Below are 13439 nucleotides of genomic sequence, written 5' to 3' on the forward strand. Positions count from 1 at the left end.
CTACCTGTTAGTTCCAATCTTTACGTTTCAGCCTGGCACATCTATACATTTATTATGTATATCATTGAGCAACTGTTCAAATTAATACTTAACACAATGTCCAATTCAGTTTTCTTTCTCATCAGGAATGTCTCCCTCAAAAGGTTGAACCCCTGTAGCTGGATAATCATCATCCTTCGGTGCAAAAATTCTGGCGGCTCCACTTGAGATGTAGTTAATGATTTGTGCAGGAACTTCTTTAATTGACTGAAAAAACTGTTGTAGTTTTGTCGAGATTGTCATAATATTGATTCCTCATTTGACTCACATCATAAAAAAGCAATTTATTAGCCGATATTAAGAGATACTAGAAAAATCCTCTCCAAACTGTTGCCGTGTAAGCCGTGTAATAGGTTTTCTCCAAATTAGTCCTTCACCACCTAGCAGATGATCTGCATCAATGGGTTGTTCTACTATTGATAGAAAAACCTGAGTTTGAGGCTGTTTTTTCTTGAACTATCTTTTTAGCCAGAGAGTAGCAAGCTAAGTAGATATTGGAGATGAACAATGATTAGATTTATCTACATTCTCAATTTAGAAAAATAATTTGAGGAACTTGTGAGGAAATTGTCGAATGGAGAAAGGTTATACCAAGTCTAAGTAAGTGTGCATACAGCTGTAGAATAGAGAACATGGAAGATTAAAACTCTAAAGTCAGCAATAGCACGCCCTTTCAACCTAGAAGTTCATGAAAGTGCTGAGTATTTGTCAAAAAGCTTGAAAAATGCGCGGACAGTTTTTGAGAAACAACGTTTACAAATGCTGTAGTAAATAAAAACAGAACAAGTGACGCAGCATCAAGAATTGAGCCGCTTCCTTGGTAGAGATGGGTCAACAGTAACACGGTGGTTGCAAAGGTATCGGCAAGGAGTACTACCCAAGCTTTTAGAGATAAAAGCTGCGTTAGGGGCGAACTGGTGAAGTACTTTAGTAAAATTTCATACAACTTTGTAATAACTTCAAACTTTTTCTTCTGTATATATAAAATTATAAGATTACATTCTTTAGAGACTCGTCTACGAGCTTGTACAGGAATGTCAAATTTAAAATTCTAGGAAAATCTTCGGATGAAATTAGCAAAGCAGCTTGGTATTGTCACTGTTGGTATTAGCCTTTTTTCGACTGCTATCAGTGCTAAACCAGCACAAGCAGCTTTTGTAGGAGCATACGATACTGCTAACTGGACATTAGTTAACACAGATACTGACGGATTCGTAGACAATAGTAAGTAGGTAGGCACCGAAATTTTCTACTATGTAACAAAATCTTAAGTTGATAATCTAGAGCTAAATTTTACACGATGTGTGTTGTGATTGTTTTTTTTTCCTCTAGCTTGAACACCATTGATGACGGCGTAAGCGAGATCTAGCTCATCATCAAATGCTTGCCCGGATAACTCATCTTTCTTGAGATGTTGCCATTCCAATTCAATTGGATTCATTTCTGAGCAATATTTCGGGAGAAAAAAGATGTACAAACCCTGACTTTCCCATTTTTTCCACAATTGTTGAACTTCTTGGCAGCGATGTATTGGCCCGTTATCTTGCACAATCACGCTGATACGTCCAGTTTCTTGGGCTTGTTTGGCTTCTTTCTCCATCATTTCTATATAAGATTTACGGTCAACACCACCGATAACTAAACCGTAAACAAAACTGATTAAAGGTTGGAGAAGCCCGATAATACTTAATCTGCGACCACGGCGTTTAGTCTGTTCTAACCGTTTTTGCTCACCTCTAAAGTAATATGTATAACTAGGTTCGCTCCACATACAGAACCCTGACTCGTCTAGGTATTTCAGGTCTATTTCACCAGTGGCAGCAGCTAATTCCAACATGTCTAGGTCTGCTTGCTTGTTTGCTCGTGCTACTGGGTCTTGTTTTCCTTTATGGCTTTTCCTTGTCCGTTTCCAATCGACCCCCTTTTTTTGAGTACCCGTCTTAATCTGTCGGCACTCATCTCAACGTTGCGTTCTGTTTTCAACTTCAAAGCTAACTGAGAACTATTGTATGTGCGTGGCTCGTTTCTGAGGCATTCTTCTAAAAATATCATGTCATCCTCAAGCCACTTTGGTTTCCCCCCTCGCCCAGGAGATTCCCAAAGCCCTTCTGTGCCCAGTTTTTGCCATTGATGCAAAACTTTTGTGACTGTTTTTTTGTGACAATCAAAGTGATCTGCTATCTTCTCTACATACCAACCATGTGCATTTAGCCTGATTATTTCCGCCCTGTCTTTGACTTTCTGTGGTACATCCTGTTTTCTCAGATTTAGTAAAGTTTGGTCTTGCTCAGGAGTCAGAAATACCCTTAAACGCGCACCCATACACCAACTACCTTGTAGATGCATTATCAGTCTTTACATATCTTAACATAGCTGACTTTTTTGGCACCTACCTACTTAGTTCGCCCGAACAAATACAACTGTTTAGCGGGAATAACGGATCTGACGAACCTGGAACAACTGATTATTTGGTCAAAGCAGTAACTGCGGGAACCGTAAACTTTACATGGAATTACTCAACTGCTGATGACTATGCTATTTACGACGGGTTCTCTTTTGTGAAAAACGGCAGTGTCACAGATATTTTCTCTGAGATTACAACAACAGGGCAGGGGGCTTACACCACCATAGTTGCCGCAGGGGATGTATTTGGACTGAGATTAGATACACTAGACAATAAAGGTGGTAGAGGAAATGTAACAATTTCCAATTTCAGCGCACCTGTACCTGAACCTTTTACTATTGGTGGTTCATTAGTTGCTTGCTCCTTTGGTTTGTGGATGAAACGTAAGCAAGCAGCTTCCCAAAAGGTGACTTAAAGCTTTTTCCTCAAGAGCAGGGCGAGGTAACAAGTATCTTTAATGCAACCTTTGAAGTCAACAATCACATATTCCACTGGCAGATGGTTTATTTTATTAAAGGGATATCTCTGCATTATCGAGAGCAACTAAACCATCTTCCGCTTGAGTATATACATCTCCCCACGACATCGCTAGTACAATCCTCTGTTTCCTTGCCCAGCTAAACCAAGCATTCGGAGGTTAGTTCTCAACACCGTCGGGAATTGTTACCCCAACGTGTTGAGTTATATTTAAGATCAATTAAGTCTCAAATTTAAGAGTTAAAAAAAACGGTAGACCATTAATTGCTCTACCGTTTATATATGTTGAATGCGGTACTCAAAAGTCAAGTGATATTTTTCCTTGTTTTCATGTCAAGATGAATTTTGGGTATTTATTTCTCCACAGGTGTTAGTTTTAAAGGATACAATGGCTCAGATCCATTTAATTGCCAAATTCTAAATACCAATACAGCAGCTACAGTTAGCCATAGGCAAGAGAATGATAAAGTCATTCCCGCCACAGGATTAGTTTGCCAATAAATTGCGGTCACCACTACAGCAGATAACCAAGGGCCTAAAATAACTACAGGAACAGCAGCACCTAATCTCCGTTCTACAGTAAAAATCGTATTCCAAGTATCCCCTAAAGCCAGATGTACCACAAACAAAATTAAAGGTAGCACTAAAAACTGGTGATTCATTTGCTGCCAAACCAAGATAGAAGAAATTACCCGCAAAACGGCAATTATCATCCAAACTATGGGAAATACTAAAGGTGGAGGAGACCATCTTGGCCTGATTACCTGGTCATAAGTTCGACGAGAGCGGGTATTATCTAAAAGAGAAAAAATTCGTGAGCGGATACTTAATATAGCAAAAAATAATCCAGTCAATAAAATGCTAAACCAGCTGGGAAAAGAAGAATTTTTATCAATCAATATTACTAATTTTTCCATTCCAAACATCATTAAAATCATGACTGCTATTTGTAGAATAGTCCCTAGTTTATAAACTAAAACTGCTCTAATATCTAGTTCTTTTGTAGTAGCTATTAATTTATCTGGGGACTGTTGTTGATTAACATTAACAGTCTTTAAACCCATCACTATATTGACAAATTGTTCAAGTATTCCACTATTATTGGATTGATTCATAGTTAAGAGATTGTGCGTGGTTTCTAATTAGTAGTAATAGGTCATTATATGATACAAAACTTTGATACAAAGTTTTCAAACCACTGCACTTGCTAGTCCTCCTAATCAACCAGCACTCCATCCACGACTACAAAACCCCAGTGCAGAAACTTCACCAGCAGTTTTTTAACGACAATTTGCTCTCGCTGGGTTATCATCCCAGCATTCTTTAGCCGAAAGCTTAAGCTTCTCTTCTCTACGAGAGGCTGCGCCAACGAGACGCTTCGCGAACGCTTATCGCAGCCGATACATTATCCCAACAACGCTTAACTGTGCGTTGAATTTGGATTCCTCTGCTTTTCAATTTATTGAAGCAGCGCACTACCGCTGCTAAAGCCCCAGTTACCGACAGATGCCTGGATTTGTGCTTCTTGACTGGGGTATGAACAAGCGATCGCCCATTTACTCAACGAAAAGGTAAATGTCAGGCATATGTAACCTATTTTCTCAGATAACGAACAATATTTGCTAAAACTAGAATACCTTTACTTATTGTGCTAAGTTTGTTGGCTTAACCGAGGCTGCTATTTTTCAGTTGCTGTATTTAGCTAAATTGTAATTATTAAATTGACATTAAATTTTGAGAGCTTTTAATGATGAAATTTTCTTATCTGAGCTTACTTGTTGTAATTAGTATGTTTACTGTCTCACCAAGTGCTTATGCGAACCCAGAGAATTTTCCAAATATCACAATTGAAGACAATAAAGCTGCGAATTTGTTGACGCACCCAGCCACGATTAATACTACATGGAGTAATCTTAACGGACAGACTAATAATCTCAAACAAACTGCTAACTCAATTTCGGTAGTGCAGGAGCAAGGATGCAAAATTAACCCGCTTGAGATTATTAATAAACCAGACAGTTTCTTCAAGCCATGTCAGCAGCAAACAAATAACCAAAGTCCTCAACGTACTGAGCCAGTTGAATATCTCAAAGTTCCGCGACTCGACTCTGGTATTAGTGTGACGGTCACTAAATTTTGATGCAGGGGCGCACATCTGTGCGCCCTTATCAGAGATGCTGGTAAGTATCAAAGTCTATACAAAACTGGCACAGACAAACAATGAATCAGCAGCAACCTAATTTAGACCATCAAACTGTATTTGATCAGTTGTGGGGAATTACAAACGAACTTCGCCAAAAGCTAGAGGCTCGTTTTGATTTACAACCAGATCCTGCAACACAAAAGTTTCAGGAATACAGCAGTCATGATGGCAATATCAAAGGTTCACTCACCACTTTTTCGGGAGGAGAAATTGATTGGTTAGTTCATTCGTGGCTAAGAAACCCTGAAAAATCTTTTAGCACGATGCGTCTAACGACTTGGTTGAAGTCGGATATCCAAGTTCCGCATTTGGCAATTGAGTTTACTACACTTCCATATATTCTTTTTTATATAGATTATATTCCCCGAACTGATCCGTTAATTGATCTCAACTATCTTGATCGCTACTATGAGCCAGTTAATGAGACATTCTTGAAGTTGCAGACTAATACAAATTTAAAGTTATTTACTAGCAGAAGTGTATATGTACGCTTGATTCAATCACCAATCAGCTTGTGCTTCACAGGTGCTGCGGCTGTTGACACCATAGAACTGACGCGTACAGTTGCACACGAAATGCTAGATCGCTGGTTAACTTGGGTAGATGAAGCTGAAATAGTGTCTGAAGATACTAAGAAAGCTTTGACTGAACGTGATTTGTTGCTGCGCCGTCACAGTGCAGAACGTGATCCGGGGAATCAGGTAGCAGCAAAGATGTTAGGAGCAGAATTAACAGATAAACTTGTGCGATCGCTTTGGGGTGGCGATCGTATCCTATGATGTAGGGGAATTTGGATAGAACGAAGAGCATGGCAGATAAAACTGATTATTTCGACTCATTTCGAGCCTTGGCACTCCAAGTTACCTGTTATGCAGTCAATCAGGCACGCGATCGCCAAGAAGCTACTTCGCTAATCCAAAACTCTATCAATCGCTTGGCACAACAAATTGCTGCCAGCATCGCTTTCATTGGCTTTGATTGTCGTTTAATTGTACTGCCAGAATATTTCCTCACAGGTTTCCCAATGGGAGAGTCTCTGGCAGCTTGGGCAGAAAAAGCCTGTCTGGAAATGGCTGGTGCTGAGTATGAGGCACTCGGCAAAATCGCCCAAAAACATAAAATATTTTTAGCTGGTAATGCCTACGAACTCGACCCTAACTTTCCTGGATTATACTTCCAAACTTGTTTTGTAATTGACCCTTCTGGCACGGTTGTCCTGCGATATCGGCGGCTGAATTCTTTGTTTGCCCCAACTCCCCATGATGTTTGGGATAAGTATCTCGACTGCTATGGCTTCGAGGGAGTTTTCCCCGTAGCTAAAACTGAAATCGGTAACTTGGCAGCTTTGGCATCAGAAGAAATTTTATATCCAGAAGTGGCGCGTTGTTTAGCAATGCGCGGCGCAGAAATTTTTTTGCATTCGACATCAGAAGTGTATAGTAAAAACCTTACGCCTAAAGATGCAGCTAAAATAACTCGCGCTGTTGAGAATATGGCTTACGTAGTTTCAAGTAATACCGCAGGTCTCGCTAATAGTTCTATCCCCATTGCCTCAGTCGATGGAGGTTCTAAAATCATTGACCATCGGGGAATCGTTTTAGCCGAGACAGGTGCAGGCGAAAGTATGGCAGCTTTTGCAGAGATTGACCTAGCTGCATTAAGACGCGATCGCCGTCGCCCAGGGTTAAATAATTTACTCTCACGCCAGCGATTTGAGCTATACGCCCAAAGTTACCATGAGTCACACTTCTACCCTGCTAATACTATGCTCCAAGGAGAAGTAGACCGCAAACACTTCATCCAAACACAGCAAGCAACCATCGAGCGCTTAGCCAAACAAGGGATAATTTGAGTGGGAGAGTGGGAGAGTGGGAGAGTGGGGGAGTGGGGGAGTAAGAAACAAATGACAAATGACAAATGACCAATGACCAATGACAAATGACCAATGACAAATGACAAATGACAAATGACAAAACCAATAGAAGTCCGCAACCCCCGGACTGGCAAATTTGATTACGTAATTATACCGCAGCCTCCGAAGTTGCTGGCACAGCAATGTAACCGGATGCGGAGAGCGCAAGTTCGTTGGCAGCAACTAGGGTTGGAGGGTAGAATCGATGCCTTACAGCAGTGGAAGCAAGCTATATTATCTCGACGGGAACAGCTAACAGAAGCTTTGGTAAATGATACGGGGAGATTGTCAATCTCAGTACTAGAAATAGATTCTTTCCTCTCTAGTATTGACCGCTGGTGTGGGTTAGCACCGGAGTTGCTACAAGAATCCGCCAGAAACACCGCCATTCCGTTTATTGCACTGCAACAAACTTCAGTTCCTTATCCTCTAGTTGGGGTAATCAGCCCTTGGAATTTTCCGCTGTTACTCTCTACAATTGATACGATTCCGGCATTGCTAGCGGGTTGTGCTGTAATTGTCAAACCGAGTGAGATTGCGCCTCGCTTTGTAGCACCTCTGCTAGCAGCACTCAACGCTATACCCAAATTGCGCGATGTCTTAACTTTTATTGAAGGAGCGGGCGAAACTGGAGAAGCTCTGATTGAATGTGTAGACTTGGTATGCTTTACAGGTAGTGTGGCGACGGGACGAAAAGTAGCAGAGGCGGCTGCTAAAAGATTTATCCCAGCTTTTTTGGAATTAGGGGGAAAAGACCCGGCGATCGTTTTAGAATCAGCCAATTTAGAATTAGCAATCTCAGCAATTTTATGGGGTTCAGTCGTTAACACTGGGCAATCATGCCTTTCAATCGAGCGAATTTACGTTGCTGAATCCATATTTGAAAAGTTTTATCATCAACTAGTAACCAAAGCTTATCGTCTTGGGCTAGCTTATCCCACAGTTGAAAGTGGAGAAATTGGCCCGATTATTGCTGAAAAACAGGCAGCAATTATCAGCGACCATCTCTTAGATGCAGTTGAAAAGGGAGCAGTAATTCACTGTGGTGGTGTAATTGAAGACTTAGGTGGAGGTTGGTGGTGTCGTCCAACAGTTCTCACTCAGGTCAACCACACTATGAAAGTGATGACCGAAGAGACTTTTGGCCCTATTATGCCAGTGATGCCTTTTTCTACAGTTGAGGAAGCTGTGTATTTAGCGAACGACTCAATTTATGGATTGAGTGCTGCTGTTTTTGCATCGGAGACAGAAGCGTTAGCAGTTGCTCATCAAATAGATGCAGGTGCAATCAGTATTAATGATGCAGCACTCACCGCTATCATGCATGAGGGAGAAAAAAACGCCTTTAAATTCTCCGGTCTGGGAGGGTCACGCATGGGTGCGGCGGCTTTGAAACGGTTCATGCGAAAAAAAGCTTTTTTGATTAAAACTAACGCTACTAATGACCCTTGGTGGTTTGATAATAGGGAGTGACCAATGCCATCATCACTATGCAACTCATTACCGTAACCAATGGCGTAGCTTACCGCCGTACTCCTTTGGAGAAGCAAGCTACGCAAAGCGTCTCCAAGAGTTGGCATCGCATTCTCATTCTGTTCAAAATATTTGTTTTACCAGGGGCGATCGCTTCTGCCACAGTTTTGTCTACGATAAACAAAGCACCTGGAAAAATTTTGATAGTTTTGGTTCACAACACAAGTCTTTGAGACACCCTAGAGAGCATGAAAAGGTAGGGCGCTTCGTAGTAGAGTTATTGTCTCTCACAACGACAACTCAAAAACTACAAGCCACCCATGCAATGATGCGGCGGTATCCGGTGCAGGAGTAAGGGTTCTGTATCTGTCCAAAATCCTGAGAAATGGTCAAATGATGTGAAGGAAATAGTTTGGTTTTTTCACCTCGTTCTACTTATACCAAGTCTAAATGAGCGTGCATATAAATGTAGAATAAAGAATATGGAAGATAGAGACTCATGAGGAACCGATGGCACGCCCTTTCAATCTAGAAGTTCAAGAAAGTGCTGAGTATTTGTCAAAAAGCTTGAAAAATACGCGCACAGCATTTGAAAAAGAGCGTTTACAGATGCTGTGGTGGATAAAAACAGAACAAGTGACACAGCATCAAGAATTGAGCCGAAGATTGGGCAGAGATGGGTCAACAGTAACACGGTGGTTGCAAAGGTATCGGCAAGGGGGATTATCCAAGCTTCTAGAAGTAAAAACTGCACCAGGAGCAACTCCTGTAATTCAAGGAGAAATGCTTTCGGAGTTAGTGTCAAAGTTAGAATCCCTGGAGGGATTTAGTAGTTATGGGCAAATTGTCGAATGGATAGAGCAAAAATGGAATGTGCAAGTAAAGTACAAAACAGTTTATAGTTTAGTACGCTATAAACTAGGGGCAAAACTAAAAGTACCTCGACCCATAAGCTCGTCTATTGATGAGCAAGCTATAAGCCTTTTTAAAAAAACATTCCCTTAGCCTTGGTAGCTTTACAAAACCTATTGGGTGGCGGAAAACGATTACGTTATTTGTGCCAGGATGAGACCAGATTAGGTTTGAAAACCGAAACTGGGCGAGTAATTACGGCACGCGCAAGTCAAGCCCATAGTTAAGGTGCAGTGGCCAAGAAAAGCATATTGGCTTTATGGAGTAGTTGAACCCATATCAGGATGGCATTTTTGCCAAGAATATTCTCATTTAAACAGTGAAAATTTTCAGAAATTTCTTGATTCCCTTTCTCTTGAATTAGGCTCAGATATGGCCTTAATACAAATGGATAGAGCCTCAGCACATCAAGCCTTAGCACTCACTTGGCCTGAAAATATTATCCCAATTTTTCAACCATCTCATAGTCCTCAACTTAATCCTATAGAGAGATTATGGCAGTTTATTAAACGCCAGTTCAAAGGCGAGAACTTCTCAAATTTAGACCAGTTGCGTCAACGGGTTCAAGATGAATTAGCTCAATTATCTTCTGAGTTAGTATCAACTCTTACAAGTTATGATTTCATTCTTGAAGCTCTTTTTCATCAATCTCTATTTTATGCAGGCTCATAGAGAATTGGTATTAGCTCATACCTTTGTTAATAAGCATCGCTCTTAGTTAACAAAACTTTTAGAGTTTTTAGGATTAAATTAATATCGTAGGTAATAGACCACTTACGTTGGTATTCTAAATCCATGTGAACGATATCTTCAAAGTCTTTGATGCGGGAGCGGCCATTAGTTTGCCATTCGCCAGTGATGCCTGGTTTAACATTCAACCGTTCCCAGTGATAATTTGAATAGTGTGTAACTTCATCAGCAGTCGGAGGGCGGGTGCCGACAAGGCTCATTTCCCCTACTAACACGTTCCAGAACTGAGGGAGTTCGTCTAGGCTAGTGCGACGGAGAAACCTACCTATACGGGTAATCCGAGGGTCATTCTCATTTTTGAATATCTGATCGCTTTTAGCTTCATTCTTGACTAGATGCTTAAGTCTATCAGCCCCGACTGACATAGAGCGGAATTTCCAAATCCGGAAGGAACGGCCATTCAAACCACAGCGAATTTGACAATAAAAGATAGGGCCTGGGCTATCTAACTGAATAGCGATCGCAATAGGAATTGCTACAACTACTGTAATCGATAACCCTACAACAGCACCCAAGATATCAATGATCCGCTTCGCTTTACTGATTACAGAGGGATGAATTGGAAGTTTAGCTTTAGGAGCAGCGTAGGTATCATCCATAACATTTAGATGAAAATGTTGGGAAGTAGAGATTTTAGACATGGTAATTACAGTTTCTATTGGTTAATTTATGAATTGAGTCGCTTATACATTTACTTATTTCAGTTACTTAGATAAAAGCGGAAATTAGATAGTCTAACAAGTTAAGAAAGTCAGTATATAACCAGAAAATCAATTCTTGGAAATCTTCGTAGTCACAGTAGCGATCAATACTTCATGACTGAGGATTGAACATCGTGACTACAGCATCATAATTCTCATAAATTTCAAACACTGAATCCATCTGAGTCAATTCAAAGATCATCCGAACAGGTGCTTGCAGATTACAAATTACCAAATGACAGCCACTAGAACGTGTAGCCGAAAGCCCCTTAACTAAAGCGGCTAACCCTGAACTATCCATAAAATCTACTTTGACTAAATCAATTACCCAAAGATGGTTGGGGTGAGGTACTAAGCTAGATAGCTGTTCCCTTAAAGTATTACTGTGCTTCCAATTTAAGCATTGCTGAGGCTGAATCACAATCAATTGGCATTCTTGTGTGAGAGTCATATGTTCTATAGGTTTAATTAGCACTCAGCTTAATTAAGTATCTAAAAAGCTCAATATAAAAAGCATGATAGATGCATAGGTTTACCGCACTACATATGCTTGTCTCGCTATATTGAAACGATAATATTACTTAAGATGCCTGATCATTTGTTATTTTGTATTTATTAAATTTCTGTTGCAGAACTAGTCCAAAAAAGGGCAATCCTTCTATTAGATATCTTTTCCACAATCTTTTAGGTTCGGATGCCATTCTATATAACCATTCAAAGCCTAAATCACTTATATATTTGGGCGCTCTTTGTACGTTACCTGCTTCAAAATCAATAGTGGCACCTATGGCTAAAAATATTCTAATATTTGGTAATTGATCTCTGTATTTATATATCCATTTTTCTTGTTTTGGTGCGCCTAATCCAACTGCTAATACTGTGGAATCTGAACTATTAATCATCTCAACTATTCTTCTGCACTCTGCCGCATTATTTTCAAATCCAAAAGGTGGTGAATATGTGCCTACAACCATATTCCTCTGAACTTTAGCATTGATTCTCTCTTGAGCTTTAATAGCTACTCCCTGAGCTGCACCTAATAAAAATATTTTGATTGTTTCATTTTGTTTATGGAAATTATAAAATGCAGGAAAAAAGTCAGAACCGGAAATTTTTTCTTGGATTGGCTGACCCAAAAAACGAGATGCATACATTAGAATTTGACTATCACATAGTTTGTAATCAGCAGTTTTATAAGCTTCAAGAAATTCATGATCATTTTGCAATTTCATTATGTGATCTACATTAGGAGTAAATACAGTACCAGATGTCAGATTTTCTAAAACTTCTGTTGTCAAAATATTGTCAATCTCAACATTTAAGAGATGAACCTTTTGTGCTTGCTCCCTCTCCTGTTCAAAGGATTTTCTCTGACGCTTGAAAAGCTGTACTGGAAAAAAATTGAGTGTTTCTGATGAGAAAATGCGATCAAGGCGAATCTTGAAGAGACTATTTTGGTGTGCCATATAATTTAATGCTCGCCATCTAAGTTGAAAAATCATGAAATGCAGAGCATTGCTGAGGTTTTCTGCTCACCGATATATACTTCTTACAACGTTACGTCTGGGTGATATCAAACCGTACAATTGCTGGTAGTATAAGCAATGCCTACGACTAGACTGAAATCTTTATCTATCAAAGCTTTTGAGATATGTGCATTACTTTTAACCTGTAAGCAGCATAAAAGATTTGGTAGGACTTGAGATTTGTTTCACAAGATTTAGTAAAGACTTATTGAAGTCTTCGTATACTTTCCTACGCAAATACCGTTAGAAAATACTATCTGATGGCTACTTGGAGTATTTTTTATACAGTATCCTAATGATAAATAAATTTATCCAGCTAACTATCCGGTTGGTTGTAGCGCACAGATAGTCTAAATTACATAATATGTTTATTGAATAATGAAAATATTTTGATAATAGACCTCAAGCTATCACTAAGATTCTACAAAGAGACACCATGATGTTTCCTACAGTCTTAACTTAATTAAGACAATTGAAGTAGGCAGAGGGCTTTTATGAGCAAGCTTCAAGGGGATTCAACCCCTCCTGACTTGGAGCCACTGAACGAGAGTTCAGTGGGGGTTTTAAACCTTTGTTCTCTTTAGTCACAGCAGTAGTTAGGGGTCAGTTTCCTCAAGCCGGACTGCCCCCTAACTGCTGCCTTCATTGGTAAAATTTTAATTTGGTAGGTAATATTATTATCTATAAATATTGTCTTTCCAGTTAGTTGTGAGATACACAATATCTTTTAATTAATCTATAAATTCTATGAAAAGATATCGAATTATGGTTATTGGTAACAATGTAACTACTGTTCAGCGCGTCAGCAACTATTGCCTAAAACAAGATGCAGAAGTTTTCCCATATTACTATATTCCCACGCTTGAAGAGATAACTTTGTTTGCACCTCACGTATTGATATTATGTCTGCCCATATCTAATAAATTTCAGCACGAAGTACCTCAGCCTTATATTTTATGGTCAGAACAACCCATGAATGACAGACCGCCGCTGGCTACTACTTTTACAGAATTATCTGCCTGTTTACAGAAATTTCTCTAAG

General features: G+C 39.7%; 17 protein-coding genes. 11 read left to right on the plus strand and 6 right to left on the minus strand.

What is annotated here, in order from left to right; genetic code table 11:
• Positions 1 to 105: 105 nt before the first annotated feature.
• The gene (locus WKK05_RS08875; RefSeq protein ID WP_341529376.1) at positions 106 to 282 is read right to left on the minus strand and encodes a hypothetical protein; all 177 of its coding nucleotides are present in this window, start codon (positions 280 to 282) and stop codon (positions 106 to 108) included.
• Between the two features lie 543 nt (positions 283 to 825).
• On the opposite strand from WKK05_RS08875, the gene WKK05_RS08880 reads away from it, so the two are divergent.
• Together WKK05_RS08880 and WKK05_RS08885 are read left to right on the plus strand one after the other, a co-directional pair.
• Complete coding sequence (locus WKK05_RS08880) at positions 826 to 960, plus strand: hypothetical protein (protein WP_341529377.1); 135 nt, start codon at positions 826 to 828, stop codon at positions 958 to 960.
• 146 nt (positions 961 to 1106) lie between these two features.
• Positions 1107 to 1271: a hypothetical protein gene (locus WKK05_RS08885; RefSeq protein WP_341529378.1), complete on the plus strand. Its 165-nt coding sequence runs from the start codon at positions 1107 to 1109 to the stop codon at positions 1269 to 1271.
• Positions 1272 to 1306: 35 nt separating this feature from the next.
• Here the strand turns inward: WKK05_RS08885 and WKK05_RS08890 are convergent.
• Positions 1307 to 2361 (minus strand): IS630 family transposase gene (locus WKK05_RS08890; RefSeq protein ID WP_341525019.1). Its coding sequence is split into 2 segments (ribosomal slippage): positions 1307 to 1966 and positions 1969 to 2361, totalling 1053 coding nucleotides; the frame shifts between segments, so codons are not numbered across the junction.
• A gap of 146 nt (positions 2362 to 2507) precedes the next feature.
• Here WKK05_RS08890 and WKK05_RS08895 point away from each other — a divergent pair.
• Entirely contained in the window at positions 2508 to 2858 is a 351-nt protein-coding gene (locus tag WKK05_RS08895) for a PEP-CTERM sorting domain-containing protein (RefSeq protein ID WP_341529379.1), read from the plus strand.
• Between the two features lie 415 nt (positions 2859 to 3273).
• Here the strand turns inward: WKK05_RS08895 and WKK05_RS08900 are convergent, their stop codons facing one another.
• The gene (locus tag WKK05_RS08900; protein WP_341529380.1) at positions 3274 to 4035 is read right to left on the minus strand and encodes a TspO/MBR family protein; all 762 of its coding nucleotides are present in this window, start codon (positions 4033 to 4035) and stop codon (positions 3274 to 3276) included.
• 632 nt (positions 4036 to 4667) lie between these two features.
• On the opposite strand from WKK05_RS08900, the gene WKK05_RS08905 reads away from it, so the two are divergent.
• From WKK05_RS08905 to WKK05_RS08935, 7 genes are all read left to right on the plus strand, one after another.
• Positions 4668 to 5060, plus strand: a complete 393-nt coding sequence (locus WKK05_RS08905) for a hypothetical protein (RefSeq protein ID WP_341529381.1) — start codon at positions 4668 to 4670, stop codon at positions 5058 to 5060.
• Between the two features lie 80 nt (positions 5061 to 5140).
• On the plus strand, positions 5141 to 5902 hold the full coding sequence (locus WKK05_RS08910) for a red chlorophyll catabolite reductase (protein WP_341529382.1): 762 nt from the start codon (positions 5141 to 5143) through the stop codon (positions 5900 to 5902).
• A gap of 29 nt (positions 5903 to 5931) precedes the next feature.
• Positions 5932 to 6975, plus strand: coding sequence for a nitrilase-related carbon-nitrogen hydrolase (locus tag WKK05_RS08915; RefSeq protein WP_341529383.1), 1044 nt, complete (start codon positions 5932 to 5934; stop codon positions 6973 to 6975).
• Between the two features lie 114 nt (positions 6976 to 7089).
• On the plus strand, positions 7090 to 8508 hold the full coding sequence (locus WKK05_RS08920; RefSeq protein ID WP_341529384.1) for an aldehyde dehydrogenase family protein: 1419 nt from the start codon (positions 7090 to 7092) through the stop codon (positions 8506 to 8508).
• A gap of 17 nt (positions 8509 to 8525) precedes the next feature.
• Complete coding sequence (locus tag WKK05_RS08925; protein WP_341529385.1) at positions 8526 to 8741, plus strand: hypothetical protein; 216 nt, start codon at positions 8526 to 8528, stop codon at positions 8739 to 8741.
• A 277-nt stretch (positions 8742 to 9018) separates the two neighbouring features.
• Positions 9019 to 9513 (plus strand): helix-turn-helix domain-containing protein, encoded by a 495-nt coding sequence (locus tag WKK05_RS08930; RefSeq protein WP_341526990.1) that lies wholly within the window; start codon positions 9019 to 9021, stop codon positions 9511 to 9513.
• A 135-nt stretch (positions 9514 to 9648) separates the two neighbouring features.
• Complete coding sequence (locus WKK05_RS08935) at positions 9649 to 10092, plus strand: transposase (protein ID WP_341526991.1); 444 nt, start codon at positions 9649 to 9651, stop codon at positions 10090 to 10092.
• Between the two features lie 26 nt (positions 10093 to 10118).
• Here the strand turns inward: WKK05_RS08935 and WKK05_RS08940 are convergent, their stop codons facing one another.
• The 3 genes from WKK05_RS08940 to WKK05_RS08950 all read right to left on the minus strand — a co-directional run bounded on the left by WKK05_RS08940 (position 10119) and on the right by WKK05_RS08950 (position 12337).
• Entirely contained in the window at positions 10119 to 10769 is a 651-nt protein-coding gene (locus WKK05_RS08940) for a sugar transferase (protein ID WP_341531051.1), read from the minus strand.
• Positions 10770 to 10983: 214 nt separating this feature from the next.
• Positions 10984 to 11322, minus strand: a complete 339-nt coding sequence (locus tag WKK05_RS08945; protein ID WP_341529386.1) for an STAS domain-containing protein — start codon at positions 11320 to 11322, stop codon at positions 10984 to 10986.
• Positions 11323 to 11452: 130 nt separating this feature from the next.
• The gene (locus tag WKK05_RS08950) at positions 11453 to 12337 is read right to left on the minus strand and encodes a WecB/TagA/CpsF family glycosyltransferase (RefSeq protein WP_341529387.1); all 885 of its coding nucleotides are present in this window, start codon (positions 12335 to 12337) and stop codon (positions 11453 to 11455) included.
• 807 nt (positions 12338 to 13144) lie between these two features.
• Here WKK05_RS08950 and WKK05_RS08955 point away from each other — a divergent pair.
• A complete protein-coding gene (locus tag WKK05_RS08955) occupies positions 13145 to 13438 on the plus strand; it encodes a hypothetical protein (protein ID WP_341529388.1) in 294 nt (97 codons plus the stop codon).
• Position 13439: the final 1 nt, after the last annotated feature.

Source organism: Nostoc sp. UHCC 0302, from assembly GCF_038096175.1.
Taxonomy (GTDB): domain Bacteria; phylum Cyanobacteriota; class Cyanobacteriia; order Cyanobacteriales; family Nostocaceae; genus UHCC-0302.